This window comes from Paenibacillus xylaniclasticus, assembly GCF_004001065.1.
GTDB classification, from domain to species: Bacteria; Bacillota; Bacilli; order Paenibacillales; family Paenibacillaceae; genus Paenibacillus_T; species Paenibacillus_T xylaniclasticus.
This window is the reverse complement of sequence record NZ_BIML01000023.1, coordinates 1-26,822: the sequence shown is the minus strand read 5'-3', so window position 1 is coordinate 26,822 and position 26,822 is coordinate 1. Positions and strand designations below refer to the sequence as shown.

At 50.9% G+C, this 26,822-nt stretch carries 21 protein-coding genes and 1 tRNA gene; 5 read left to right on the top strand and 17 right to left on the bottom strand.

Annotated features, from left to right (window positions below; all coding sequences use genetic code 11):
* Nucleotides 1-210: 210 nt before the first annotated feature.
* Entirely contained in the window at nucleotides 211-1,050 is an 840-nt protein-coding gene (locus PXY01_RS17410; protein WP_307719394.1) for an HD-GYP domain-containing protein, read from the top strand.
* A gap of 865 nt (nucleotides 1,051-1,915) precedes the next feature.
* Here PXY01_RS17410 and sufB read toward each other — a convergent pair.
* From sufB to PXY01_RS17380, 6 genes are all read right to left on the bottom strand, one after another.
* Nucleotides 1,916-3,313: a Fe-S cluster assembly protein SufB gene (gene sufB, locus PXY01_RS17405; protein WP_127571608.1), complete on the bottom strand. Its 1,398-nt coding sequence runs from the start codon at nucleotides 3,311-3,313 to the stop codon at nucleotides 1,916-1,918.
* Between the two features lie 73 nt (nucleotides 3,314-3,386).
* Nucleotides 3,387-3,812 (bottom strand): Fe-S cluster assembly sulfur transfer protein SufU, encoded by a 426-nt coding sequence (gene sufU / locus PXY01_RS17400; protein WP_127571606.1) that lies wholly within the window; start codon nucleotides 3,810-3,812, stop codon nucleotides 3,387-3,389.
* On the bottom strand, nucleotides 3,799-5,025 hold the full coding sequence (locus tag PXY01_RS17395) for a cysteine desulfurase (protein ID WP_127571604.1): 1,227 nt from the start codon (nucleotides 5,023-5,025) through the stop codon (nucleotides 3,799-3,801). Before PXY01_RS17395 ends, sufU begins: the two co-directional genes overlap by 14 nt.
* Nucleotides 5,022-6,329, bottom strand: coding sequence for a Fe-S cluster assembly protein SufD (gene sufD, locus PXY01_RS17390; protein ID WP_127571602.1), 1,308 nt, complete (start codon nucleotides 6,327-6,329; stop codon nucleotides 5,022-5,024). The genes PXY01_RS17395 and sufD overlap by 4 nt, the downstream gene beginning before the upstream one ends.
* Nucleotides 6,330-6,351: 22 nt before the next feature.
* Nucleotides 6,352-7,131: a Fe-S cluster assembly ATPase SufC gene (gene sufC, locus PXY01_RS17385; protein WP_127571600.1), complete on the bottom strand. Its 780-nt coding sequence runs from the start codon at nucleotides 7,129-7,131 to the stop codon at nucleotides 6,352-6,354.
* A gap of 252 nt (nucleotides 7,132-7,383) precedes the next feature.
* On the bottom strand, nucleotides 7,384-7,965 hold the full coding sequence (locus tag PXY01_RS17380) for a DUF1802 family protein (RefSeq protein WP_127571598.1): 582 nt from the start codon (nucleotides 7,963-7,965) through the stop codon (nucleotides 7,384-7,386).
* 231 nt (nucleotides 7,966-8,196) lie between these two features.
* On the opposite strand from PXY01_RS17380, the gene mtnK reads away from it, so the two are divergent.
* Entirely contained in the window at nucleotides 8,197-9,408 is a 1,212-nt protein-coding gene (gene mtnK, locus PXY01_RS17375) for an S-methyl-5-thioribose kinase (protein ID WP_127571596.1), read from the top strand.
* A 2-nt stretch (nucleotides 9,409-9,410) separates the two neighbouring features.
* Nucleotides 9,411-10,478 carry an S-methyl-5-thioribose-1-phosphate isomerase gene (gene mtnA, locus PXY01_RS17370; RefSeq protein ID WP_127571594.1) on the top strand — a complete coding sequence of 356 codons (1,068 nt, stop codon included), beginning with the start codon at nucleotides 9,411-9,413 and terminating at the stop codon, nucleotides 10,476-10,478.
* A 98-nt stretch (nucleotides 10,479-10,576) separates the two neighbouring features.
* Here mtnA and PXY01_RS17365 read toward each other — a convergent pair whose 3' ends face one another.
* Nucleotides 10,577-10,882: a YunC family protein gene (locus PXY01_RS17365; protein WP_127571592.1), complete on the bottom strand. Its 306-nt coding sequence runs from the start codon at nucleotides 10,880-10,882 to the stop codon at nucleotides 10,577-10,579.
* A gap of 193 nt (nucleotides 10,883-11,075) precedes the next feature.
* Here PXY01_RS17365 and PXY01_RS17360 point away from each other — a divergent pair, with 193 nt between their 5' ends.
* Nucleotides 11,076-11,633, top strand: coding sequence for a hypothetical protein (locus tag PXY01_RS17360; protein WP_127571590.1), 558 nt, complete (start codon nucleotides 11,076-11,078; stop codon nucleotides 11,631-11,633).
* Between the two features lie 178 nt (nucleotides 11,634-11,811).
* Here the strand turns inward: PXY01_RS17360 and PXY01_RS17355 are convergent, their stop codons facing one another.
* Both PXY01_RS17355 and PXY01_RS17350 read right to left on the bottom strand, forming a co-directional pair.
* Complete coding sequence (locus tag PXY01_RS17355) at nucleotides 11,812-13,710, bottom strand: putative bifunctional diguanylate cyclase/phosphodiesterase (protein ID WP_246027993.1); 1,899 nt, start codon at nucleotides 13,708-13,710, stop codon at nucleotides 11,812-11,814.
* Between the two features lie 172 nt (nucleotides 13,711-13,882).
* The gene (locus PXY01_RS17350) at nucleotides 13,883-14,275 is read right to left on the bottom strand and encodes a DUF423 domain-containing protein (RefSeq protein ID WP_246027992.1); all 393 of its coding nucleotides are present in this window, start codon (nucleotides 14,273-14,275) and stop codon (nucleotides 13,883-13,885) included.
* Nucleotides 14,276-14,522: 247 nt separating this feature from the next.
* On the opposite strand from PXY01_RS17350, the gene yhbH reads away from it, so the two are divergent.
* Nucleotides 14,523-15,686, top strand: coding sequence for a sporulation protein YhbH (gene yhbH / locus PXY01_RS17345; protein ID WP_127571588.1), 1,164 nt, complete (start codon nucleotides 14,523-14,525; stop codon nucleotides 15,684-15,686).
* Nucleotides 15,687-15,760: 74 nt separating this feature from the next.
* Here the strand turns inward: yhbH and PXY01_RS17340 are convergent, their stop codons facing one another.
* From PXY01_RS17340 to PXY01_RS17305, 8 genes are all read right to left on the bottom strand, one after another.
* Nucleotides 15,761-16,798, bottom strand: a complete 1,038-nt coding sequence (locus tag PXY01_RS17340; protein ID WP_127571586.1) for a FecCD family ABC transporter permease — start codon at nucleotides 16,796-16,798, stop codon at nucleotides 15,761-15,763.
* Complete coding sequence (locus PXY01_RS17335) at nucleotides 16,798-17,829, bottom strand: FecCD family ABC transporter permease (RefSeq protein ID WP_127571584.1); 1,032 nt, start codon at nucleotides 17,827-17,829, stop codon at nucleotides 16,798-16,800. The genes PXY01_RS17340 and PXY01_RS17335 overlap by 1 nt, the downstream gene beginning before the upstream one ends.
* 57 nt (nucleotides 17,830-17,886) lie before the next feature.
* Nucleotides 17,887-18,843, bottom strand: coding sequence for a 3'-5' exoribonuclease YhaM family protein (locus tag PXY01_RS17330; protein WP_127571583.1), 957 nt, complete (start codon nucleotides 18,841-18,843; stop codon nucleotides 17,887-17,889).
* 124 nt (nucleotides 18,844-18,967) lie between these two features.
* Nucleotides 18,968-19,043, bottom strand: a tRNA-Thr gene (locus PXY01_RS17325).
* Between the two features lie 90 nt (nucleotides 19,044-19,133).
* Nucleotides 19,134-20,072: a cysteine synthase A gene (gene cysK, locus PXY01_RS17320; RefSeq protein WP_127571581.1), complete on the bottom strand. Its 939-nt coding sequence runs from the start codon at nucleotides 20,070-20,072 to the stop codon at nucleotides 19,134-19,136.
* Between the two features lie 130 nt (nucleotides 20,073-20,202).
* Nucleotides 20,203-24,033, bottom strand: coding sequence for an endo-1,4-beta-xylanase (locus PXY01_RS17315; RefSeq protein WP_127571579.1), 3,831 nt, complete (start codon nucleotides 24,031-24,033; stop codon nucleotides 20,203-20,205).
* Nucleotides 24,034-24,347: 314 nt separating this feature from the next.
* Nucleotides 24,348-24,863, bottom strand: a complete 516-nt coding sequence (locus tag PXY01_RS17310; protein WP_127571577.1) for a YcxB family protein — start codon at nucleotides 24,861-24,863, stop codon at nucleotides 24,348-24,350.
* 16 nt (nucleotides 24,864-24,879) lie between these two features.
* Nucleotides 24,880-26,822: SbcC/MukB-like Walker B domain-containing protein (locus PXY01_RS17305; RefSeq protein ID WP_281277894.1), on the bottom strand; the 1,943-nt coding region annotated here is incomplete at its 5' end.

The window sequence follows — 26,822 nt, the reverse complement described above, 5'->3', positions numbered from 1 at the left end:
GACGGAGATCAACTTATTGAGGATGCTTTTAACGACTTCGGCCTTCCCGTTCTGTCCAAGGGTGCCACTCTAAGCAACCGTGAGATCTCAATGTTATTTCAACACCAAATCGATTATGTTGAAATCGCTTCCAGATCAACTTCACAGGTCCCAAGAGAAAATGATAAGAGTGCGGGGCGAACTTTAGAATCCGGTATGAGTCCCAAGTGGATGCCTACCGTGCAACCTGTATATGAAGACACGATTCAAGGCTGCAAATTAATGTTCGAGCAGGCGTTTCAAGAAGGCCGCATTAATGAAGAGCTTGTCCAAGATACGTACCAACCGCTTGTCAACCAATTCAAGCTTGAGCGCGACGTCGTATCCATGCTTCTTCTGCTTAACTCGAAGGATGACTATACTTATCAGCACTCCGTTCAAGTCGGCATGCTGTCGTATTACTTGGCTTCGTGGTTAGGCTACAGTGAAGAAGAGGCTCTCAATATTGGACAGGCTGGCTTTTTGCACGACATCGGCAAATGCAGGATTAACGAGCAAATTTTGAATAAACCAGGACGTTTGACGGATGAAGAGTTTGCCGAGATCAAACGCCATCCGACTTATGGATATGAGATCATTACCAACTCGATGAATAACACGCTCGCAGCGCTCGTAGCCGCACAACACCATGAACGGGTGGATGGAACCGGCTACCCGCAAGGTCTGAAAGGCGATGAGATTCATCCTGCCGCGAAGATCGTTGCCGTCGTCGACGTCTACAGCGCGATGATTTCGATGCGCGTCTACCGTGAAAGACGTGATCTGCTTTATGTTCTGAAAGAAATACATCGGATGAGCTTTATGGAGCTTGATCCACATACCGCCCATACGTTCATCAAGCATATGATTCCGAACTTTATTGGCAAACAAGCAGAGCTAAGCGACGGTAGAACGGGAACGATCGTCATGACCCATCCGACCGAGTTTTTCCGCCCTCTCATTCAGATCGGAGACCAATTCGTCGACCTGATGAACGAGCGGCAGTTAGAAGTAAAATCCGTATTCTTATAAATCAAACGTCTGCTTCTCGTTTGGGCGATGAGCAGACGTTTTTTGGTATTCATTCAGACATGGAGCCGTGAATAAGAAAGACCGCCAATCCTGCCCGTGAGTTTAGGTGGATGGCGATCTATCTTTAACCCATATATTATGTTATAGGGAAGAGATATGGTGAGCCGAAGTAGTACGGAATCGTCTCACTATATTCGCTCTTCGGAAGAATTGCGACGCTGTACTTATGGCCAGCTACGAGATTAACATACACGGAAGTCGTACCAGCGCTTCCATTAGCGGAAGTCCAGGCTGCTGCCGAACCGCTCCATCCAATTGGCACACCATTGGGGCTGGCCAGCACCTCGAAGCAAATACTACTAGATAGATTATTTTTAGTAAAATATTCATAACATTGTAAAATTATTGTTATAGTTGTATTCTTTCAGCAGTTTTCCTCACAGCTAGTTCTTCGGATCTTATCCCTTATCTATCGGATGTAGTTCCATTTACTGCGAGAGACTTACCGTCTCCGATTGCACAGCCACAACTTCACAAATCATTCACAAATATCGATCAAAATGATTATTTTGGACTGAATCTATTTTACCTGCGATTATTCTACTATTACGGAAGTTTGACGAGTCTACAATTTGAATCAAAACATAACAAAAACACTCCTGCATCAATCACACGAGTGCTTCAATGTATCTCTGCAGCAAATCAGGAATAAAGAGTCCATATCTTCGAGATAGCTAAACCCCCACCCTCGAACGCGACATTTACTGATAGCGCCGATGCTAGGCGCACATAACACATAAAAAGAAGGCGAACTCATAAAAGTCCGCCTCCTTCACACAAAACAATATAGGGTCGAGGGACTCTTCTATCCGATCGAGCCTTCCATCTCGAACTTGATAAGGCGATTCATCTCGACCGCATATTCCATCGGCAGCTCTTTGGTGAACGGCTCGATGAAGCCCATGACGATCATTTGAGTCGCTTCTGCTTCCGACAGACCACGGCTCATCAGGTAGAAGAGCTGATCCTCGGACACTTTGGATACGGTCGCCTCATGCTCAAGCGTAATGTTGTCGTTCATGATCTCGTTATATGGGATCGTATCCGACGTCGACTCGTTATCGAGAATGAGTGTATCGCACTTCACGTTCGCTTTCGAGCCCTCGGAGTTGCGTCCGAACGAAGCGAGACCGCGATACGTTACTTTACCGCCATGCTTGGAGATCGATTTCGACACGATGGTCGATGTCGTCTCTGGCGCCAGGTGAATCATCTTCGCGCCTGCATCCTGGTGCTGACCTTTGCCTGCAACCGCGATCGACAGAACCATACCTTTCGCGCCGCGACCTTTCAGAACAACCGCAGGATATTTCATCGTCAGTTTGGAGCCGATGTTGCCGTCGACCCATTCCATCGTCGCATTCTCTTCCGCAACAGCGCGTTTCGTAACGAGGTTATAAATGTTTGGTGCCCAGTTCTGAATCGTCGTATAACGAACGCGAGCGTTCTTCTTCACGATGATCTCAACAACCGCACTGTGCAGCGAGTTCGTACTGTATACAGGCGCTGTGCAGCCTTCTACATAGTGTACGAAGCTGTCTTCATCAGCGATGATGAGCGTACGCTCAAATTGACCCATATTCTCCGAGTTAATCCGGAAATACGCTTGAAGCGGAATTTCGCATTTCACGCCTTTTGGCACGTAGATGAAGCTGCCGCCCGACCATACCGCGCTGTTAAGCGCTGCGAACTTGTTATCCGCCGGCGGGATAACCGTACCGAAATATTCTTGGAACAGCTCCGGATGCTCACGAAGCGCCGTATCCGTATCAGTAAAAATAACGCCTTGCTTCGCCAGATCCTCCTGCATGCTGTGATAGACGACCTCGGACTCGTATTGAGCCGAGACGCCGGCGAGGAATTTCTGCTCCGCTTCCGGAATTCCAAGCTTATCGAACGTTTCCTTAATCTCAGTCGGTACTTCCTCCCACGTCTTACCTTGTTTCTCGGATGGCTTGACGTAGTATTGAATGTCGTCGAAATCGAGATCGTCCAGTTTGCCTCCCCATTGCGGCAGCGGCATTTTGTTAAACTGTTCGAGCGACTTCAGACGGAAATTCAGCATGAATTCCGGCTCGCCCTTCATCTCCGAAATCGTGCGAACGATCTCCGGCGTCAACCCTTTACCGGATTGGAAAATTGCCTTGTGCTCGTCACGAAAGCCATACTTGTACTCTTCCAACTCTGGCATCTTCTTCGCCATGGCTGATTACGCCTCCTCATAAAATAGGTCTGTATAGGAATACTCGATCCGAAATCGAGCGCGTTCTACGATATTATTGCTGTTGGTGCTCGATCCCTTTGCGGAGCGCGTTCCACGACAAAGTCGCACATTTGATACGGGCCGGGAACTTGTTCACGCCGGACAGCGCCTCGATATCTTCCAGCTCTTCGAACTCAACCGGCTCTCCCTTCATCAAAGAAGAGAATCGGTCTGCGAGCTCTAGTGCTTGCTCATACGTCTTGCCTTTAATAGCTTCTGTCATCATGGATGCCGACGATAGACTGATCGAGCAGCCTTCGCCGCTGAACTTCGCGTCGATTACTTTGCCGTCCTCCACTCTCAACTGCAAAGCAATACGGTCGCCGCAAGTGGGGTTATTCAAGTTAATTGTAACCGACTCATGCTCCATCGTACCGCGATTTCTCGGATTTTTGTAGTGGTCCATGATGACTCTGCGATACAAATCATCCAATTGCATGGCCGAAAAACTCCTTTGTCCGCTCAAGGGCGCCGACTAACCGGTCGACATCCTCCTCGGTATTGTACAGATAGAAGCTTGCCCGTGCCGTTGCGCTCACATTCAGCCAGCGCATAAGTGGCTGGCAGCAATGATGGCCCGCGCGAACCGCGATGCCCTCGGAATCGAGCGCCGTTGCTACGTCATGTGGATGTACGTCACCCAGATTGAATGTGACGAGTCCAACGCGTCCTTGCTTCGGTCCATAGATCGTAATGCCATCGATCTCGGACAGCCGCTCGTATGCGTAGGCGGCAAGCTTCTGCTCATGCTCGTGAATATTGCTCAGACCAACCTCTTGCAGAAAGTCGATCGCTGCTGCCAATCCTATCGCGCCAGCGATAAGCGGCGTGCCGCCCTCGAACCGCGTCGGTGCATCCTTCCAAGTCGATTCATAGAGCTCGACGAAGTCAATCATTTCACCGCCATACTCGATTGGCTCCATCTTGTTCAGCAGCGCTTTCTTGCCGTACAACGCGCCCATACCGGTAGGCCCACACATTTTGTGAGCTGAGAACGCATAGAAATCGCAGTCAAGCTCCTGTACATCTACCTTCATATGAGGCGTGCTCTGTGCACCGTCAACAACCATAACGGCGCCATTGCGATGCGCAATCTCCGCTACCTGCTTCACCGGGTTAATCGTGCCTAGAACGTTGGAAGCATATGTCATCGAGACGACCTTCGTCCGGCTCGTAATCGTCGCTTCTACGTCCGCCAGCGTAATCGTGCCGTCAGGCTGCATCGGAATATATTTCAACGTTGCCCCAGTCGCTTTCGCAGCTTGCTGCCACGGAATAAGGTTACTATGATGCTCCATCGGCGTAATGACGATCTCGTCGCCTTCGCCGCATACCGCGCGAGCGTAGCTGCTTGCAACCAGGTTAAGTGCAGTTGTCGTTCCGCGTGTAAATACGATCTCTTCTTCGCTTGCAGCGTTCAAGAATGCTGCAACCTTAGCGCGGGCGCTTTCATAGGCCTCCGTAGCGCGCGAGCCTAACGTATGAACGCCGCGGTGAACATTAGCATTATCCCATTCGTAATAGCGGGTTATTGCATCAATGACGGAGCGCGGCTTCTGTGAAGTCGCCGCGCTGTCCAAGTAAACGAGCGGGTGCCCGTTTATCTCCTGATGCAATATCGGGAATTGCTCCCGTATCGCATTTACATTCATGCTTCTAGCTTCCTTTCGAGCAGACGCTGAAGCTGCTCACGGACGGCGTCGATCGGAATTTCCGATACAACCGGCGCCAAAAATCCGTAAATAATGAGCCGTTCCGCATCCTTCTTGGAAATGCCCCGTGACATCAGGTAATATACCTGCTCTGGGTTAACCTGGCCAACGCTTGCTGCGTGGCCTGCCGTCACATCGTCCTCATCAATCAGCAGAATCGGGTTGGCGTCGCCGCGCGATTTCGGGCTGAGCATCAGCACCTTCTCCGTCTGCTCGCCGTTCGCTTTCGTTGCGCCCTTCTCGATCTTCGTAATGCCGTTAATAATCGCTGTTGCTTCATCACGCATAACAGCACGCGTTATCATCTGGCTGTCGGAGCTGCGGCCCCAATGTACCGCTTGCGTCGTCAAGCTCATCTTCTGTACGTTCGAACCGATGCTGATGACTTTGGAATCGGATGACGATCCGTTGCCATTGAGCACCGATTTCGTATCCGACAGCGTATTGCCGTCATTCAGATCGCCGATTACCCATTCAACTCGTGCATCATTGTCAAGCGCTGCACGACGAATCGACAGGTCAACCACTTCTCCGCTCATGTTATGAATGGATGCGAAATTGACTTGCGCACCGGCTTTGGCAACGATCTCAACAACCGAATGATGTACAGATGCAGCCGATGCAGCAGCGCCCGTCGTCACGACGTTGTCGACATAAGTTACGCGGCTGTGCGTATCGGCAACGATCAGAATATGCGGTGCAAATGCCGCTTCCGCATCGTCGTTGAACAATACCGCTTGCAGCGGCAGCTCGATCTCAACATTCTTCGGCACATATACGAATACGCCGCCGTTCCAGAGTGCACCGTGCAGTGCAGTCAGTTTGTTCTCGTTATTCGCAACGACTGTATGCAGATAAGACTGCACCAGACTAGCATGCTCGCGGGCAGCTGTTTCCAGGTCGGTGAAAATGACGCCTTTCGCTTTTAATTCGTCGGACAGCTTCGTATACACGGCGCCAGAACCGCGTTGTACGAGCAATCCCGCTTCCGCTTGCGCGGCAAGCGTCTGAACGTCTTCCGGCAGCTCTGTCAGCTGTGCGACCGGCTGTGCCGCTTTATATTGACCGAATGCCGATAAATTCCAGCGGTCGATTCTTGTTTTCTCCACTTTCGGCAGCTCCAGCGTCTCCGCCAGCTCTGCGGCCTCGGCGCGTTTCGCCGTCAGCCATTCCGGTTCTCCCTTGCTTCGCGACAACGCCTCGGCTGCCTGCCGGTTAACGGGAGTCGATAATTGAATGCTCATGCTCGAATGCCCCCTTCTCCGATTAAGCCTGGCCGACCGTTTCGTCTACGATGCCCAGTTCTTCTTTCACCCAATCATAGCCTTCATTCTCCAGACGTTCTGCCAGTTCAGGACCGCCGGATTTGACGATACGGCCTTGCATCATGACGTGTACAAAATCAGGCTTGATGTAGTTCAACAGACGTTGATAGTGAGTAATGACGAGGAAGCCGCGGTCTTCAGAACGCATCGCATTCACGCCGTTCGATACAATTTTCAGTGCGTCGATATCGAGACCAGAGTCGATTTCGTCCAAAATAACGATTTTCGGTTCCAGCATCATCATCTGCAAAATTTCGTTCCGCTTCTTCTCGCCGCCGGAGAAGCCTTCGTTCAAGTAACGGTGCGCGAACTCCGGATTCATCTCAAGATCCTTCATTCTACCTTCCATCTGACGAATGAACTTGATCAAGCTGATCTCGTTGCCTTCGCCGCGGCGTGCGTTGATCGCGCTGCGCAGGAAGTCGGAGTTCGTAACGCCCGTAATTTCGCTCGGATATTGCATAGCAAGGAACAAGCCTGCAAGTGCGCGCTCGTCAACGCCCATTTCGAGAATATCTTCGCCGTCGAGTACAGCTGTTCCGCCCGTTACTTCATATTTCGGATGGCCCATCAGAGCGGATGCGAGCGTACTTTTACCCGTACCGTTCGGACCCATGATGGCATGAATCTCTCCACCCTTAATTTCAAGATTGATACCTTTCAAAATCTCTTTACCTTCTACCGACGCTCTCAGGTCGTTGATGACGAATTGTGTCGACATGTATGCCGCTCCTTCCAAATAGTTGAAAATATCTTTCCAGTTGTGGCAGTCCACTCACTAGGCGCACACGAATGTCGAACGGGTTCGAAGCAAGTGCCGCTTAAGCAGACATGCACAACGTACAAGCCTGTCTGATTCTCATTGATTCTCAATAATTATTTTATTATAAGTTTATTTACAAATCAATGTGCGTTTCATGAGGCCTCATAAAGGTTCGATGAAGACGTTCGTTACGATCGCTTCTTTACGCTGTTATTGCCCTTGAAGAAGCTTCCGAATCCTGCTTGCTGCCTGCTCGAATTGTTCATCCGTCAGTACCGGCTTCATACCTACAGCAGGCACCCCGTCCTCCAATACAACCCAAGATTTGCAGCCCGTATAGGCGGGACGCATCGGCACTTGAACGGGGTGATCCAGCTTGTACACGCGCAGCAGCAGTACGTGCAGCGGATTCTTCTTCTTCCATTTCAGACGGTCTTCTGCAAATGTCTCCGTCCATATATGCTCGTCAAAAATACGTTCCAATGTCTCATTGTCGTATACTTCAATATCTTCAACCGCATCCGCATATGCATTCAGCGTCATCAACTCCGCATCGCCCGACCAGCCCTCCATTGTACCGGCGATTCGCCCTCGATACGGCTCCTTTAGCAGCTCCTCGCGCTGATGCTCATATGCAGGCATCAAATAAAAGCTTGGTCGCAGCAAACGAAAGTCGCGCGTCTCTTCGATAATTCCGCCTTTGCGCATGACGACGATCAGCTCGCCGGCCGCTAGCGATTGAACGGTAACTGCCCATTCCTTGAGCGCAACCGGTTGATTAGTATCTGCCATAATATGTATCCCCTTTACCTAGTTCAATCATACCGCCGGCTAAAGCCCTGCAGTCCATTTTCCATTATAGCAACAAGGTATTCCAACGTGAAACATATTTCAGTATACTAAGTAAGGTGATTCGGACAAATTTCAATTCGTTCCGACGTTAGACGGCCGGCAGCTCTCGCGGGCACCGATCCCGTTTACTCTATAAGCATTTCTACATTAATCTCACGGAGGTGTTCCGCAATGACGACAACGTATCATCCATTAACAGAGCAGGAAGCGATCGAGATCGCACGCTCTATCGAAGGCGTCTTCCCGGAAGGCGCTAAGCTCCAATCGCGTGAAATTGGCGATGGCAACCTTAACCTTGTATTTCATATTACAGATCCAGCAAGTAGCAGTAGTCTTATTCTGAAACAGGCGCTTCCATATGCGAAGGTTGTAGGCGAATCTTGGCCGTTAACGCTGGACCGCGCTCGCATCGAGAGCGAGGCGCTTATCCTACAGGGCAAGCTTGCGCCAGGCCTCGTACCGCATGTTTACCGCTATGACAAGGAGCTTGCACTGACGGTCATGGAAGATCTCAGCAGCCACGTCATTATGCGCCGCGGCCTGATCGAAGGAACGTCGTATCCGCTATTCGCTGACCATATTTCGACTTTTCTGGCGAACACGCTGTTCTTCACATCCGATCTGGGTATGAATCAACAGGAGAAGAAGCTGCTCGTACGCGACTTCATTAATCCGGAATTATGCAAAATAACTGAAGAGCTTATTTTCGATCACCCTTATACCAACGCAGACACCAATGACATCCCGGCCGAAATTCAAGACGCCGTCGAACAGATCTGGAAGGACGAAGCGCTTCATTTCGAGGTTGCTCTGCTTCGCGAGAAATTTCTGACGCGCGCCGAGGCGCTGCTGCACGGCGATCTCCATACCGGCAGCATCTTCGCGACGCCGGAATCGACGAAAGTAATCGATCCTGAATTTGCTTATTATGGACCGATGGGCTTCGATATCGGCGCCGTGCTGGGCAATCTGTTGCTGAACTTTGCCGGCCAAGCTCATTGGAGCGCAGACGCCGATGCCCGTGCACGCTTCCGCAACGATCTGCTGGAGATGGTTCGCAGCATTTGGAACCAATTCGAAACGAAGTTCCGCGCACTCTGGAACGAGCATTGCATTGACCGTCTGGCGCTTTCCACACCGGGCTATCAGGATGCATATATGAAGCGTCTGCTTCAAGATTCAATCGGCTTCGCCGGCTGCAAAATGGTTCGCCGCATCTATGGACTTGCGCACGTTGCCGACATTGACACAATCCCGGTTGTAGCCGTCCGCGAGCAGGCGCAGCGTCTGGCGCTCGCCATCGGTACGGAGCTGATCCGAACGAACCGCCAAGCGGAATCAATCGAGCACGTGATTGAAATTGTAAAGAAAGAAGGATTCTAAGCATGACAACCGCTTCACAATATGCTGGTCTTCAATCGGTCATCTGGGCAACGACACATCTAGACTTGCTAGACCAACGACTGCTCCCGGGCGAAGTCGTATATCTTGAGCTTCGGACGTCTGAAAGCGTATGGGATGCAATCAAGCATCTCGCCGTTCGCGGTGCGCCAGCGATCGGAATCGCTGCCGCATACGGCGTGATACTCGGCTCACGAGATGCGGAAGGAACGCCAGTGCAATGGCTGGAAGCTGTAAACCAAGCTGCCGACTATCTGGCCACCTCCCGCCCTACAGCTGTGAACTTGTTCTGGGCACTGGACCGGATGAAAGCACGCGCTGCCGAGCTGGCTGCCGCAGGCGGTACGCTGGATAGCTTGAAGCAATCGTTGCTGGAAGAGGCAATCGCAATTCAAAGTGAAGACGAAGAAACGTGCCGACTGATTGGCGAGCATGCACTTGAACTGTTCGAGGACGGCATGGGCGTCTTGACGCATTGCAATGCTGGCGGATTGGCAACAGCCAAATACGGCACAGCGTTAGCACCGTTCTATCTAGCGAAGGAACGGGGCATGAGCCTGAAAGTGTTCGCCGACGAGACGCGCCCTGTTCTCCAAGGCGCACGTCTGACCGCGTTCGAGCTGCAGCAAGCTGGCGTCGACGTTACCCTTATTTGCGACAATATGGCGGGTATGGTCATGTCCAAAGGGTGGATCAATGCGGTCATCGTTGGCACAGACCGCGTAGCGGCGAACGGTGACGTCGCGAACAAAATCGGCACGTACAGCGTTGCCGTTCTAGCAAAAGCACACGGTATCCCGTTCTATGTCGCCTGCCCGCTCTCCACGATCGATCTGAATACGCCTAGCGGTGATCTTATTCCGATCGAAGAGCGCCATGCGGAAGAAATTACAGAGGGCTTCGGCAAACGTACAGCGCCGGAAGGCGTGAAAGTGTTCAATCCGGCCTTCGACGTGACACCGAACGAATATGTGACCGCAATCATTACGGAAAAAGGGATCGTAAAGCCCCCGTTCAACGTCAATCTGAAGAAGCTGTTCGTGCATAAATAATAAGTTCTCGTAACAAGAGCCTCTAGATCAAGCTGCTCCTCTATTACTCAGTTTGATTCAGAGGCTTTTCAATAATAGCAGCAAAGAAACTAATTATTTTAGGACAAAAGGACTAGCGCCTCCTTGCCGGTCATCCCCGGATGAATTCCGATCGACTCAGCATGTGTCGTAACCGACTCCAACGGGGCCTCCATTAATTGCTCCAGTGTGCGTACGCCCACTGCTCTTCCGGCCAGTATTCCTCGGTCGGCGAGATCGCGGTTTAGCAATCCGACGTCTAAAGCACCGCACATGATGTAACCTTTATCCGTCATCCAAGCTAACAATGTCGTCTTAGGAAGCTTTACTTCAACACCAATAACCGTCTGTCCATTATCAAGTTCGTAAGGGACCATACGCATCATAAGGCCTCTGACTCCCCTCCTTCTTACTCGATCTGGCTGTATTGCCGCTACCTCACTATATGCACTCTATTTTAGGTGGTGATGGCGCGCTTCTGCCTATTGTTTTCCTCATTGAAAGCGCCATCATTTTATTGTCCTACTGGTGTCAATCTGGTATATTAGTAACACAAACAATCAAGGCCGGAGGAATTACATGACTGCTTCAAATAAAGGTCTCAAGACCCATCTTTTTCAAGTGGAAATACTCGTCCAGGGAGAAACGAACGCGAAAGCGCTCGAGTATTTACTCCATGTGCTCAACAATGGCGGGTTTCCTGATTTCCGTGTATTGTCCGGCAGTGAGTTGGGACATATTATTGAACAGCTTCAGCAAATGAACACCAGCACGCCAGACAACTCTACCAAGTCCGTTACTGCAGCAGCACAAGCTGCTCCGGCTAATGGCTCGCAGAATACCAAGTCGACTTCCACTTCAGCTTCATCAAGCGCTTCGAAGTCGGCCGGCCGACCCGCAGTTGCAGCGAAAGATTCAGACAATCCGCTTGCACTTATCTCAGCGCAATTCCGCGAATATATGACGCAGAATAAGTTGATTCGGCTTAAAGTTAACAAAGGACTTGGCGTCTCGCTCAACATTCCGGGACGAATCATTAACATCGATGAGGATGCAAGATTAATTACGGTGTATCATGTCGATGAGAAACAAGTCTATACATTCAAGATGAACGAAATTGACGATTTCTCACTCTAAATTAGCAGTGCCGTTTCTGTGACAGCAGTACCCCAATCTAAATATTTGGGGGGCTGTTCATTGGATGCAGCTGTTGGCTTACAGCGGGAGGCTGCTGTTAGTGGATTCACCGGTGGTATTATGATGTATAAAGGCCGAGCTTCAAGCAGTTCGTACTGCTCGAAGCTCGGCCTTCGTATTAAGCAGCGGCTAACATCTCCGCAATTCGTTCGCTTGTCACCGGTGGACTGCCGTAATAGCCCTGCATCTTCTCGCACCGGTGCAGCTTTAGAAAGTGAACCTGCTGCGCCGTCTCTACGCCTTCTGCGATCACTTGCACATTCAGGTTATGCGCCATAGCGATAATTGCCGCGACGATCTCTGCATCGTCGGGATCGTGATCGATATCGCTCACGAAAGATCTATCGATCTTCAGTCGGTCGACAGGGAAATTTTTCAGGTAACTAAATGAGCTGTATCCTGTTCCAAAATCGTCAATACTAATGCTGATGCCTAGCTTATTCAACTCCACGAGACAGCTCGTCAGCCGAGCTGTATCCATTGTCATCGATTCCGTAATTTCGAGATCCAAATATTGCGGCTCCAGCCCGATCTTGTGAAGTACGGAAGCGACATTGTCCGGGAAATTCGGCTGCCAGCATTGTCGCATAGACAGATTAACCGACACCGGTATAGGCGGAAGTCCCGCATCCTGCCATCGTTTGTTCTGGCGGCATGCTTCCTCCAGCACCCATTGGCCGATCTGAACGATAATGCCACTCTCTTCTGCAAGCGGGATGAACTGGGACGGCGGTATTAGCCCCCGCTCCGGATGATGCCAGCGTACTAGCGCTTCAACTCCGACAATGGTACCCGTCAGCATATCGAACTGCGGTTGGTAGTCAAGGAAAAATTCTTGATTCATAACCGCCCGCCGCAAATCATGCTGCATACGCAACCGAGCAAGAGACGCTTCATCCCACTCCTCGCAGTAAGCGATATAGTCGTTCCTTCCATTCTCTTTCACCTTAATTAAGGCCATATTGGCGTTTTTCAGCAGCCGGTCGCCGTCATTCGGCTCTTGTTGACTTGTCGAATATCCTGCGCTCGCCGATACATGAATCGGTATTCCCTGAAGCTCGAATGGTTCCTCTATCGTCTTGAGCAGCTCCTGGAGTGACTCACTTGCTTGCTGCCCGCCGCACTGATCGGTTAAGATGATCCCGAACATGTCACCTTCCATGCGACAAACGAATTGCTGTGCGTTAAGCCCGTTCTGCAGCCGATCCGCGACTTGCAGCAGCAGCATATCGCCGAAGCTATGTCCGAACGAGGCATTAATATGTTTAAAATGATCGATATCGATCAAAGCTGCTGTGACGACCAGATCAGAATCTTCACATTCCTTCAGCAGCTTACCAAGCTCTTGCACGAAGAGACGACGGTTCGGCAACCCCGTCATATCGTCGTAATATGCCATATGACGAATTCGCTCATGATGCCTCTTCGTCTCCGCTAAATCTTGAGCAATTAATATACAGCCGATCGCTCCGCTGCTCCCCGGTGTTAACGCCGGCGCAAATATCACCCGCCATTGCGCAGTACCTCCGAATAACGGGCAGACGCCAATCGACAGCTGTGATTTTATTCCGTTTCTCGCAAGCTCGGCATTCTCCATGATGGCGGAGTGATCCGCGGCCTCTACAAAACGTTCGAACGGTTCACCAATCAACTGCTGCGTATCTCCATACCCAAGCGATTCGGCAGCTGCCGCATTCAGCTGTACAATTCTAAGGTCCGCGTCTAGTTCAATGAAGGGCAGAGGGGTATGGAAAATTCCCGATGCTGCTGCCTCGTAACGGCTCCACTCATAAAGCCCCCATCGCGCAATAGCCGTCGCTGCGAGTGCCGTAACAACCGCCGCCGCCCCTGTCAATACAGCATACATGAACTGCTGACGAACGATGAGAGTAACCGTACATCCCGTAACCATCACTACAGCACACCATACCGCAACAAACAGCCATCGCAAGGATCGCTTGCCGCCTGAATCGAAGTTATTCTGTTTTGTCTTGGGCGTCCTATTCCGATTCTTCACATGAAAGACCTTCCTCTACCGAAAATTCACGTTCATTGTATATTGGTTTTATTATATACGAACGATTCGGTTCACGGTAGAAAAAAATGCTAGAATGTGTCGACGACATGGAGCACCTATTTTCGCCGGCTCGCTCGCTCGCGCTGCACTTAAGTGCCTTCCGATTAGCAGCTTAACCGGCCAAACGGCTCTTCCACAACGCAGAAGCGATCATCGCCCAACCAGCAATAAACGACACGCCTCCGATCGGCGTAATAGCGCCAAGCACTTCGATGCCGCTCAAGCTGAGCACATACAAGCTTCCCGAGAAAATAAAAATGCCGATATGCAGCAGCAACGCGCCTCTTCTCAGTAGTTGTACACTTTCGATTCTTCCTGCCAGCGCCGCAACCGCAAGCAACCCAAGCGCGTGATACATATGGTACCGGACTCCTGTCTCGAATACCGACAGCATGTCCTCATCTAGCATATCCTTCAATCCATGTGCTCCAAATGCGCCAAGCGCCACCGCAAGCAGTGCATGCAGTGCACCAAATGCGCCATACTTATTCATTGTTCCCTTCATCCTGTACATCCTCCTTCCACAGCCAGACTCTTTCAGTTCATATACATCGCCCCATTATACCATAGCCCCCTTCTAGTGCTGAACACTCGCAGAAGACGAAGTAAGCATATAAACAAGCGATCAGCTGCGGACATACGCCCTCATATCCGATCTACAGCTTGAATATAGTTAGGAACAAGAGGCTATATCGAGAAGCGTGCTGCCATTATACGTTATCGATCTGCTATAGACAGGAGGTGTCCTTCGCATGAGCTCCAAGAACGAGCCCCTCTTTATCGTATCGCGCGAGGATTGGTCGCTGCACCGCAAAGGCTACCAGGATCAAGCGCGCCATCAGCAAAAAGTAAGGGAAGCGATCAAACAGAACCTGCCTGATCTCGTATCCGAGGAAAGTATCGTAATGTCCGACGGCAAGCAGGTCATCAAAGTGCCGATTCGCAGCCTCGACGAATACCGGATCGTCTACAATTTCAACAAAAACAAGCATGTTGGCCAAGGGGATGGCGATAGCCAGGTCGGGGACGTACTCGGCGTCGATCCACAAGCGGCACGGGGTCCCGGCAAAGGAGAAGGAGCTGGCGATCAGCCTGGAGAGGATGTCATTGAAGCGGAAATTAGCTTAGCAGAGCTTGAAGCGATGCTGTTCGAGGAGCTTGAGCTGCCATTCTTGAAGCAAAAGGACCGCGATCAGCTGGAGACGAAGGAGGTCCGGTTCAACGACATCCGCAAGAAAGGGATTATGTCTAACATCGACAAGAAACGGACGATTCTAGAAAATCTTCGCCGCAACGCAACAAGCGGGCAGCCGGGCATCCACCACATCTCGCCTGACGATCTCCGTTACAAGACATGGGAAGAAATTATAAAACCGCAGTCAAACGCAGTTATTATAGCAATGATGGATACATCTGGAAGCATGGGGTCGTTCGAAAAATATTGTGCCCGAAGCTTCTTCTTCTGGATGACCCGCTTCTTACGTCACCAGTACGAGAAGGTCGAGATCGTGTTCATCGCCCACCATACCGAAGCGAAGGAAGTGACGGAGGAGGAGTTTTTCACCAGAGGCGAAAGTGGAGGTACAATCTGTTCTTCTGCTTACATTAAGGCAATCGAAATCATCGACAGCCGTTACCCTCCGAATTTGTATAACATCTATCCGTTCCACTTCTCCGACGGCGATAATTTGACAAGCGACAATGAGCGCTGCGTCAAGCTAATCGGCGAGCTGCTAAAGCGGGCGAACCTGTTCGGATACGGCGAAGTGAATCAATATAACCGCTCAAGCACCCTCATGTCAGCGTACAAACACATTCAATTTCCGCATTTCATGTACCACGTCATTCGAGAGAAGACAGAAGTATACAACGCACTCAAATCATTCTTCCGGAAAAGAGATCAAGTGCCGAGCTAAGACTGCAAGCGCAAAAAGCCTCCGGATCGGCTGCGTCCTAGCCGTTATTCCGGAGGCTGTATTTTCTCATAGAACTAGGCTTTCGTTCTGGCGAGCAAATATAAAAAATAAGGCGCGCCGATGACAGCTACGACGATACCGGTCGGTACCTCCATGACAGGCATCAGAATCGTACGTCCAATCGTATCAGCAACTAACGTCAGGAGAGCGCCAATGAATGCGCTCGTCGGCAGCAGCAGCTGATGCTTCGGCCCTACAAGCACGCGAGCCAAGTGCGGGCCTAATAAGCCGACGAAATTGATCCCGCCTCCTACTGCAACGCAGGAGCCCGCAAGAGCAACAGCGGCAATAAGCAGCAAGCGTCTTTCCTTCTGTACGGGCGCACCGAGCCCTACCGCGCTTTGATCGCTAAGACTAAGGATGTTCAATACGGTCGAACGGTACATCACGTAAGGAATCAGGATTACAATCCACGGGAGCAAGGTCAGCACGAACCTCCAGCTGATCCCGCCAATATTGCCTTCAATCCACGCCAGTACGTTATGATACTGCTCTGTGTTAATTCGCAGCGACAGCACAATCATAACGGCTTGAATGCCTGCACCAACAGCAAGCCCCGTCAGAACCAAGCTGGTCGGCGATACCCCTTCATTACGCTTATAGGCAAGCATATAGATAAGCACTGCCGCGAGCCCTGCACCAACAAGAGCCAGCAGAGGAAGCATAAAGATAGATAACACACTCGAGCTCGTAGAAAATAACGTAAACATTGTAACCGCCAGTCCCGCTCCTGCCTGAATGCCGAGCAGGCCGGGATCAGCAAGCGGATTACGGTATACGCCTTGTATCACACAGCCAGAGACGGCAAGTCCAGCACCAATCATCAGGGCAATGAGGATGCGCGGAAGGCGAAAATCAAACAAGATCATCCACTGCCGCTCCGTTCCCAGTCCGACCATCGTTCTAAGCACCTCCGACGGAGACAGACGGATAAAGCCTGTATTCATGCTGACGATGAAGGTGATAATAATAAGCACCGCCAAAATCGTCATCACAACAATTGCTCGCCGGATACGCCGACTCTCGACAGAAGGTCGTCCTAAGGTCTGCATTACAGCCCCCTCCTCTCATGCCGTGCAATGTAGAGGAAGAACGGAACACCGACCAGCGCAATGACGGCACCGATGGGAACATTCTCGTTCAGCGGATTAATCATTCGACTAGCCAAATCGGCTAGTACGACCAAGATGCCGCCAATCATAGCTGAGCAAGGGATGATCCACCGGTAATCGACTCCGACGAGATAGCGGGTTACATGCGGCACGATCAAGCCAATGAATGACACAGCGCCGACGACCGAGACTGATGCGCCGGCGAGCACAAGCACGATGGCCATTGCCGCAATTCGAACAAGCCGGGTCCGCTGTCCAAGGTTCGTCGCAATCTCTTCGCCGAGACTGAGCAGCGTAATCGATCTCGACAGCAGCACAGCTGCTGCAATCGCAGCGATGATCCAAGGCAGCAGCATCTCGATCTGAAACCATCTAACATTAGCTGTTCCGCCGGCTATCCAGAACGCAACGTCTTGTCCGACACGGTAGTACATCGCGACACCTTGGCTCAAGGCGTGAAGCAGCAGCGAAACGGCTGAGCCGACAAGTACAAGTCGAACCGGAGTCATGCCGCCTCGGGCAAACGATCCGATGCCGAATACGAGCGCTGCACCAATCCCTGCCCCAATAAAGCAGAAGAGCAGCGTATAGTTATACGATAAACTCGGTGCCAATGCGAGACACAATGCAAGTACGAATCCGGCTCCAGCATTAAGGCCGAGCAGCCCGGAATCGGCCATCGGATTGCGCGTCATGCCCTGCATAAGCGCGCCTGCAACAGCAAAAGCTGCGCCGACCAATGCGCTGGCCACGACACGCGGCAGCCGAAGCTCTTGAATAATTTGATGCGTCGTCAGCTCCGGATTGTATTGGAATACAGCCGTCCACACGGTTACAAGCTTTATGTCTGCTGCACCGAAGGAGGCAGATAGTGCCATGCTGAACAGCAGCAGGACGAATCCACCGCCCAGGATGAACGAAGCAGCAGCCGGTCTAGCTCGAACAGCCGGCTGATTGCTTGATGCTTTCATAATCCATATTCCTTTCTTGATGAGACGGCGAGAATCATTATCCTGGTAGACAATACATTAAGGCTTCGTTCGATAGACCGCTTTATTTTCTAATCCGCGTATGATTGGCGTCCACGCTTCCGAAGCAGGCGTCGAATCAAGCGCGTCCTCCACCATTTGCAGCTTCGCATCAAGCGAATCGATGTAATGAAGCGCAACCGCCTCGGCCGTCTGAGGCTGAACAGGGCTGCCCCACTCGCCAGTATTGTGGTGCGACAAGACGAGATGCTGTAATCCGATCACCCTCTCGGAATCAAGAGGCAAATTATTGTTAATTGCCGCTTCTGTAATCCAAGAGGATGCCAGTGCGATATGACCGATCAATTTGCCAGTGACGCTGTATTCCGACACGACGCCGAGTTGGGCCGTCATTTCTTCCGTCTTCGCCACATCGTGCAAAATAATGCCAGCCTTCAGCATATCCGCATTCAAGAACGGCCGCTGACGGCACACGAAGTCACCAAGCTCCAGCATTCTAACGATATGGTAGGCAAGTCCCGCGTAATATGCGTGATGATGGGTCTTTGCCGCCGGATAATGCATCAGTTTATCCTCAGCTTTGCCAATACAATACTCGACAATTGTCCGCACTTCCGGATCAATAATAGAAGCTGTCGCTTGCTTAATGGTATAAATGAGATCGACAGGCCGTATCGGTGCCGAACGAATAAAATCAGTAATCGACACTTGATCTTCAGGCTTCGCAAGGCGCATCTGAACAATTTTGACCTGGAGTCGCTCTCGATACGTCTGCACGATACCGCGTACTTTCACAAGTCCCATAGGGAAGAACGTTTCCTTATCTGTCGAGGATACGTCCCACATCTTAGCCGGCAGCTGGCCAGTTGAATCGCACAATACGATATCGAAATAATCTTTGGGTGGCGTTGCATTTGTTTGCCTAATATCCAATTCTTTCAATAAATAAAAGCCTGTAAACTCATCCGAGCTTACCAGTTTATTGATTTGCGTCATGCCAGACCTCCATCGATTGGCTTTAAATGATTCTATTATACTACGAGACCCCGCATGGATGACTCGGAAATCAAGAAGCACACAAAAAAACGCGACCCCTAATGGATCGCGTAATTCGTAAATATGGTGCTGATGAAGGGATTCGAACCCCCGACCTACGCATTACGAATGCGTTGCTCTACCAGCTGAGCTACATCAGCGATTAACCTCGTTTCGCTAGAAGCGACTCTTATAGAATACACTTCATGAAAACATTAGTCAACTATTTTAATAAAATATTTGTCTAGAAATTACTCAAGCGCTCCATACAAGCCCGCAGACAAATACCTCTCACCCGTATCCGGCAAAATGACAACGATTCGCTTACCTTTATATTCCGGTCTGCGCGCCAGTACCGTAGCAGCATATACCGCAGCGCCGGACGAAATCCCGACCAGCAGCCCTTCCTGCTTCGCCAGCTTCCGAGAAGTGTCATAAGCGTCTTCCGACGCCACCGTAATAATCTCGTCCACAACCTCCCGTTTAAAAACAGCTGGTACAAAGCCGGCTCCAATGCCTTGAATCCGGTGAGCACCAGGCTTGCCGCCTGACAGAACTGGTGAGTCAGCAGGCTCCACCGCTACAACCTGAATGGATGGCTTGCGTTCCTTGAGGAAGGAGCCGATCCCGGTAATCGTCCCGCCCGTTCCAACGCCTGCAACGAATACGTCGAGCTCGCCATCGGTATCCGCCCATATTTCTTCTGCTGTCGTGCGGCGATGAATAGCTGGATTCGCTTCGTTCTCGAACTGCTGCGGAATATAGGAGCCGGGATACTGCTGCTTCAGCTCCTCTGCCTTCTTAATTGCCCCGCGCATTCCTTCCGACGCTGGCGTCAGCACCAGCTCTGCTCCGAGTGCCTTCATAAGTGCCCGGCGCTCCAAGCTGAATGATTCCGGCAGCACAATAATAAGCCGGTACCCTAGGGCCGCAGCGGCAAATGCAAGGGCGATACCCGTATTGCCGCTGGTCGGCTCGATAATAACGGAGTCGGGGCGCAGCTTGCCGCTCTCCTCTGCAGCTTTGATCATTGCAAAGCCGATCCGGTCCTTCACACTGCCAGCTGGGTTGAAATATTCAAGCTTTGCGACAATAGAAGCTTCCAGGCCGAGCTCTCTACCGTAGTTCGTAAGCTGCAGCAGCGGCGTGCGGCCGATCAACTCCGTTAAATTGTTAGCTATGCGACTCATTCGAATCTCCTCCAATCAAGCTTTATTTTATCATATCCGGACAACATGTTCAGTATGAACGGCAAACTAAGAAAAGCTTGCCCGCATCTAAGCGGACAAGCCTTCCTAGAAAGTCATGTTATAAATCCAATTACTTATCGCCTTTCAAGCTCGACAGGGCAGTGATCATACGGTCAATAAGAACCGCCGTCTCCGCACGGGAGATCGTGCTTTGCGGACGGAATTTACCGGATGTATCGCCCGTTACAAAACCAAGGATTACCGCTGTTTCGATGTCGTCAGAAGCCCACTTCGAGATCGAGCCTTGGTCCTTGAACGCTTCAGCCCCAGACATAGGCAGCTTACTAATATCAAGGTTAAGCGTCTCAACCGCATAGCGGAATGCTCTCATCAGGACGACAACCGCTTCTTCGCGAGTCATCGAATCGCTCGGACGGAATTTGCCGTTCGCGCCATTGACTAGACCTGCTTGAACTGCTGCTGCGATTGCACCAGCATCGCTGCGGCTTGAAGGCACGTCTTTGAAGCCAGTATCAGCGCCGTCGATCGTCTCCAGACCGAGAGCACGAGTGATCATCAGGACGAGCTCCGAACGTTTAACATCTGCCTTAGGAGCAAACGTATCGCCCGTTACGCCTTTAATGATGCCAAGATCAGCGAGGCGTCCGATTGCACCAGCTGCGTAGTGATTGGATGGTACGTCGCTGAATTTCGATTTATAGCCAGTGTCACCAGTGTTGCCGGTGTTGCCGGTATCGTCGGTGTTGTCAGTGTTGTCGTTGTTGCTTGGAATAACACCACCACCGCCGCCGCCACCGCCGCCGCCAGACGATTGTTTGCCCTTCAGCGTCAGTACGCCAAATACGGACGTATCTTGATAAGCGTTTCCTGTCGTGTCGTTCCAAGTTGCAGCGCTTTGACGAGCGCCGTCTTTACCGTCGTTAATCTGAACATCGAAGCCGATTTTCTTGTCGTTAGCCGGCGTAATCTTCGTCAACGGAATTTTTATTTCAACCGTATAATTGGTGCCAGAAACACTCGTTGCGGACACAAAGCCCTCAGCGATACTGTCTGGATTGAAGGACGTCTCGTTGTCGAAGTTGACACGATATTGGCCGTCATCTTCTTGATAGTACGTTTTCTTCGCATTGTTCTGATCAAGGAACACTTCAACAGAGTCTTGCTCCCAAGCGTTAGCGCTTGACTTATCAAGCTGTGCATCGCTTACTTGCACAAGCACATACAGGTTCTGGTCATCCCACAGCGCTTTGGCAGTACCATTTGCACCTTGCCATGCCATTTGATATTGGTTAATGTCAATGCTTTCGGCATTATTCCAGACAGAATCAATATGGCCGTCAATCGTTGGGGTACCATATGCTGCCGTACCTTGCTTTGAATCCGGCACATAAGGCACATAGCCTTCTAAGAATTTATCCGGATCGATTACAGCATGATAAGCCGGTTTCGCTTGCAGATTTCCATTGAAGAGCAATGGGTTTTGAGTCGATCTCCAGCTCGTCCGGTCATCCATTCCCCAGAACGTCACGCGAGAAATATATTTCGAGTTCTCTTTAAACAGTTTCATCAGCTGGGCATATAGATAACCTTGCTCTTTCGCAAGTTCATCGGAAAGCTGCGAGTTGTTGCCTGCCATAATGTCCAGCTCCGAGATGCTTACTTCAACGCCCAAGGAAATAAATTTCTCAAGGGATCTTTTTACATTCTCCGGATTCGTACTGAGGTTATAGTGTCCTTGCATGCCAATACCGTCAATCAGCTTTTTGCCATCATGCGCATCCGCATAACGGTCATTGATGTCTTTGACCATGCTGTAGATAGCTTCTGCTTTATTCTGGTTATCCTCGTTGTAATCGTTGTAATACAGCTTGATATCCCAGTCCGGATGAGCGTCCAGCACTTCTCTTGCTGCCAGGAATGCTTGCTCTACGTAATCCGAACCGATAGCGTTATACCATGGAGCTTTGCGCAGTGCATTCTTATAATCCGTTGGGTTCTGAGGGTTATCGTTCATAGCCTCATTGACTACGTCCCATGAGATTACTTTATTTCCGAAATGCTCCATAACGCCTTTGATATGCGCTCTCAAGTTCTCCAATGCTTCCTCGCGGCTAAGCGGTGTGCTGCCGTCAGACGTATTCAGCCAGGTTGGAGATTGTTGATGCCATACGAGCACGTGGCCATGTACTTTCATACCGGCATCAAGTACTTTATTAACCATATCATCCGCAGCTGTGAAGGTGAAGTTTCCTTTCGTAGGCTGCATCGCATCTGGTTTCATCGCATTGCCTGCCGTAACGACATTATGGTGCATTTGGAGCAAGTCAAAACGGACGCCCGTCAAATCTTCAGCCGAAATTGCGTTACCGATCAGGAAGTGATCCTTATAAGCATCTTTGATCGGAATCAATTTTTTATCAATTTCAACTGGACCAGAGCCCGTGCTTACAAAGCTGATATCGTCAATATAGAACGATGCTGTTGCATTGTTAGAGCTTTCAACATAAATCGTCAAAAACTCATCGCCTACACTGTTGTAACGATACGTACCTTCATATTGTACCCAGCCATCAGCTGTGCTGATTGTTTTCGCTTCAAGGGCAACATAGTTAGCGGAGCCACCGTTACCAATTTGCGTCGATAGCTGAATCTGGGAGCTGTCAGGCGAGATCAGCTTCACCCAAGCTGTAACCTTATATTCATAGCCTTTGTCAACATATTTCTCTACGCGAAGAGATGGACCGTGCCAAGTAACCGTTCTACCCTCGACTTTGAGTGCTTTAGAGCCATTCTCTGTATGGTTAGCTTCATCTGTCACGGTCAGCGTCTCAGTACCAGAACGTCCCTCGAATCCGCCAGTTGTACCATCCTCGAAGGTAATCGTTTCAAAGGTTTGCGCTGGTGGTCTTACTGGTTCTGGCTCATTACTTACTAGCTCAGTGATCCGAATATCTCCAATATAGTAAGGAACGGTCTTACCTTCTTCATTGGAGTTAATGCGCAGTGCGGAATCTACTGATTTGTCCACAGTAAATTCCTTCACCAGCGTAACCGCTTGTCCTGCAATAAAAGCAGTTCCGGCATTGTTGCTATAGCTGTCTACCGTTTGAAGAGCAGCTTGAGCGCCAGCAGGAATCGTCTCGTTAGCATCTACATATACGGATGCTGTTACCGTATACTTCTTGCCATCTTCAAGACCGAGGTCGGCGTATTTGAAGTCAACGGAATCCCAGTTGTTAACCCGGTTGCTGACATATAATGCGCCTCCGTCATCATTACCTGTGTACTGCAATCCAGTCACATGCGTCAACGTAGCACCGCCAGCTTGAGTCGCTAATCCAGCGCCGTTCTCAAAGCTTTCATGGTAGACTTCACGTTCTATAGGTTTCGAAGCAGCAGTCGTAAATTTAATATCTGCAATATAATAAGGTACAGTCTTACCCGCTTCATTGGAGTTAACACGCAGAGCGGAATCACTGGACTTGTCTACAGTGAATTCCTTTGTCAGCGTAACCGCTTGTCCCGCAACAAAAGCAGTATCAGCGTAATTTCTATAGCTGTCTACTGTTTGAAGCGCTGCTTTGGCATCGGCAGGAATTGTTTCGTTAGCATCAACGTAGATCGATACCGTTACCGTATATGTTTTGCCGTCTACTAAACCAAGGTCGGCGTATTTAAAATCAACAGAGTCCCAGTTATTAACCCGGTTACTGACATACAATGCGCCTCCGTCATCGTTCCCCGTGAATGTCATACCGGTCACATGCGTCAGCTGCGCATTGCCAGCTTGGGTTGCAAAACCAACACCGCTCTCAAACGATTCATGATACACAGTTGTAACGTCCGAAGCAGCTGAAGCAGCAGGTGCAACCCAGCTGGTCGGAATGAGCAATGCGGCTGCAAGCAGCATTGAGACGAGTCTTTTAAATTTTGTGCTCATTTAGTTCGATCCCCTCCGAAGTAGCTTAATTAATTTTGTTATGCGCTTACATTTAACTTGTCGGACTAGTCCCCCTTTCCTAAATTAGATTATATCTTGCCTCTAACAAACCTTTTACCAGAAGAACTAAAGATTGTACTTTATTTTTTTAATATGAAAGCAACATTACAATAAATTTCTTGGAACTTTATGTTAGAATGTACACTCTATTAATCCGCTGAATCCCATCGTCCGACCTAGGCTATTCCTCCTGTTATCACCGCACATAAAAAAGCCGAATCCACAAGCGATGGACTCGGCAGCGTATCTGTATTCTATCGTGCAATGAGCTTAATTCGGTTATGAGGAATATAATGCACCAGTAATCGGCGAAAAGCCGCTGGCTCAACATGCATTTTCGGAATTACTACCCCTTGTCCTTCTGAAATATATAATGCAAATTGTCGAGGAAACTCAATAGCCTGCGATATTTCCTTCCATTGAATTGTAAGATCACTGGATGAGGTTATTACTCGAAGCCCGGCTGGTCCGCACTCTATCGCTTGCTCCTGACGAATGAACGGATTGGCTCTGAACGACCGCCGCGTCTGCCAACGATAAACAGCCCACATCAACACACCAAACAAGCAGCAGAAGTATATGCCTACTGATGCTGTCTCAGCTATTGATCTGCTTTCTGGTCCTGCAATAATCGCTGTTCCAACGAACAAAGCAAACAAGAGGAGCAGCCATAGGACGGCCAGCCTCCGATTATGATAGAAATGAAAATGGCGGTAATCTTCAAGCGTAAGCGTATATCGGAAAACAGGGTAACGCACGTCGTTGTGCATCGGCAGCCCATTCCTCCTACTTCAGAACGATGGACGCCCGGCTGTGCCCCTCCTTCGTCTTGCTCACCTCGATTGCAGCCGGGAACGCCTGCTTCAATTCCTCTACGTGCGAGATGACGCCGATCATACGGCCGGCCTTCTGCAGATCGACAAGCGTCAAGATCGCTTTACTGAGCGATTCTTCGTCGAGCGAGCCGAAGCCTTCGTCAATGAACATCATCTCGATCGAAATGCCTCCCTGATACGACTGAATAACGTCCGTCATCCCAAGCGCCAGCGCCAGTGAAGCATTAAACTTCTCACCGCCCGACAGCGACTTCACATCGCGGTTCTGCCCTGTATAAGCATCATAAACATCGAGTCCTAAGCCGCTCTGCTTCCCCCTTGCCTCCAGCCGGTCGCTGCGCAGCAGAACGAATTGACCATCGGACAAGCTGCGAAGCCGTTCGTTCGCCGCATGCAAAATCTGATCCAAATATTCGATCAAAATATACCGCTCGAACGACATCTTAAGCGGGTTGTCGCCCTTCACCATCTGATACAGATCGGCCACTTGCTCCAGCTGTCCTTCCAGCGATGCGCATTGTTCGGCTGCTTGTGCAATCGAAGCACGAAGCCGGTCAGACGCTTGGGCATAACGATCCGCCGTCTGCAGCGCAAGCAGCGCTTCCTCCAGCTCGACTCGAATAAGCGATAATGACGCTTCAATCGCTGATGTATCCGCCGGTGATTGACCTTCCAGCTCTCGCTCTAATTGTAGAACAGCATCGGCTGCCGCAGCTGCTGCAGCGCGATAGCTGTCCACTTGCTCTCGGAGCAGCGCCCTTGCCGATTCGGTCAGCCTCGCAGATAAGTATTCATCCTTACTTGCAAAGCCATCCTTCTCCAGCTCATCCGCGAAGCGGTCAGACGCTTCTGCATGCTCCTTGTCCGCTTCTGCGGATGACTCCGCCAGCTGTACAGCCGCCGCACGCAGCTCCGCAAGCCGAGTAGAGGCAGATTGCAGCGCATCCTCCGCCTGTTTCCACGCTGCCGTGAGCACAGCAGCGCGATCGCTGTATTCCCTCAGCCGGGCAGCAAGACGCTCTGGCGTGCGAAGCGGCTCATCAATCGCTTCAAGCTCTGTCTCCAGCCTTGACTGCTTCGCGCTTCGATTGACCGTCAGCTCACGAAGCTGCTCGGACAGAAGATCCTTCTCGCGTTGAACCGACTCCAGACGACGGTCGATAAATACTGCTTTGTCGCGTAATTGAGCGAGTCCATCGCGGACGACCTTCAAATGATCAGTCTCCTGCTTCAGCCGCTTGCCATCCTCAAGCGTCGATGCTTGCTGTACGTGCAGCGGCAAGTCCTTCCTTATACCATATTCATCCAGCTGATGATTATGACCATCAAGTCGTTCCCGTTCGGCCGCTGCCTGCGCCAGCGCAGCGCTCAGCTCACGTTCGATCGCCTGCAGCTGCTCCTTCTTCGCCTGCAGCGCTTCACGGGACGGCAGCTCGCCCGCCGGTACCGCCTTCTCCGGATGCTCGGTGCTGCCGCATACCGGACACGGCTTACCATCGTGAAGATGTACAGCGAGCAAACTAGCTTGACCTTCAAGCCAAGCCTCCTCCAGCCGGTCGTGCTCGCTTCGCATCCGTTTCACCGAGGCTGTCAGCTCCGCTTCCGCGCGGGCCAACTCGCCGAGCTTTCGCTCCGCCTCAGCCAGCTCGCCGAGAATGCGATGCCGATCCCGCAGCTTCGCCAGCTGCTCCAGCAGTTCCGGCAGCTTCGCTGTCTTCGCATCGTCCGCTGCGATACGCTCGGCCGCCGCATGCTTCTCCCCGCGCAGCTGCGCAAGCGTGCGCTCCATCTCCTGCAGCTTCGCTGCCAGCCCTCGTTCCTCAGCAATCAGCCGATCCACCTCAGCACGCCGCTCCGCGAGCGTCCGTACGAGCGGCTCCAGCGCCGCGAGCC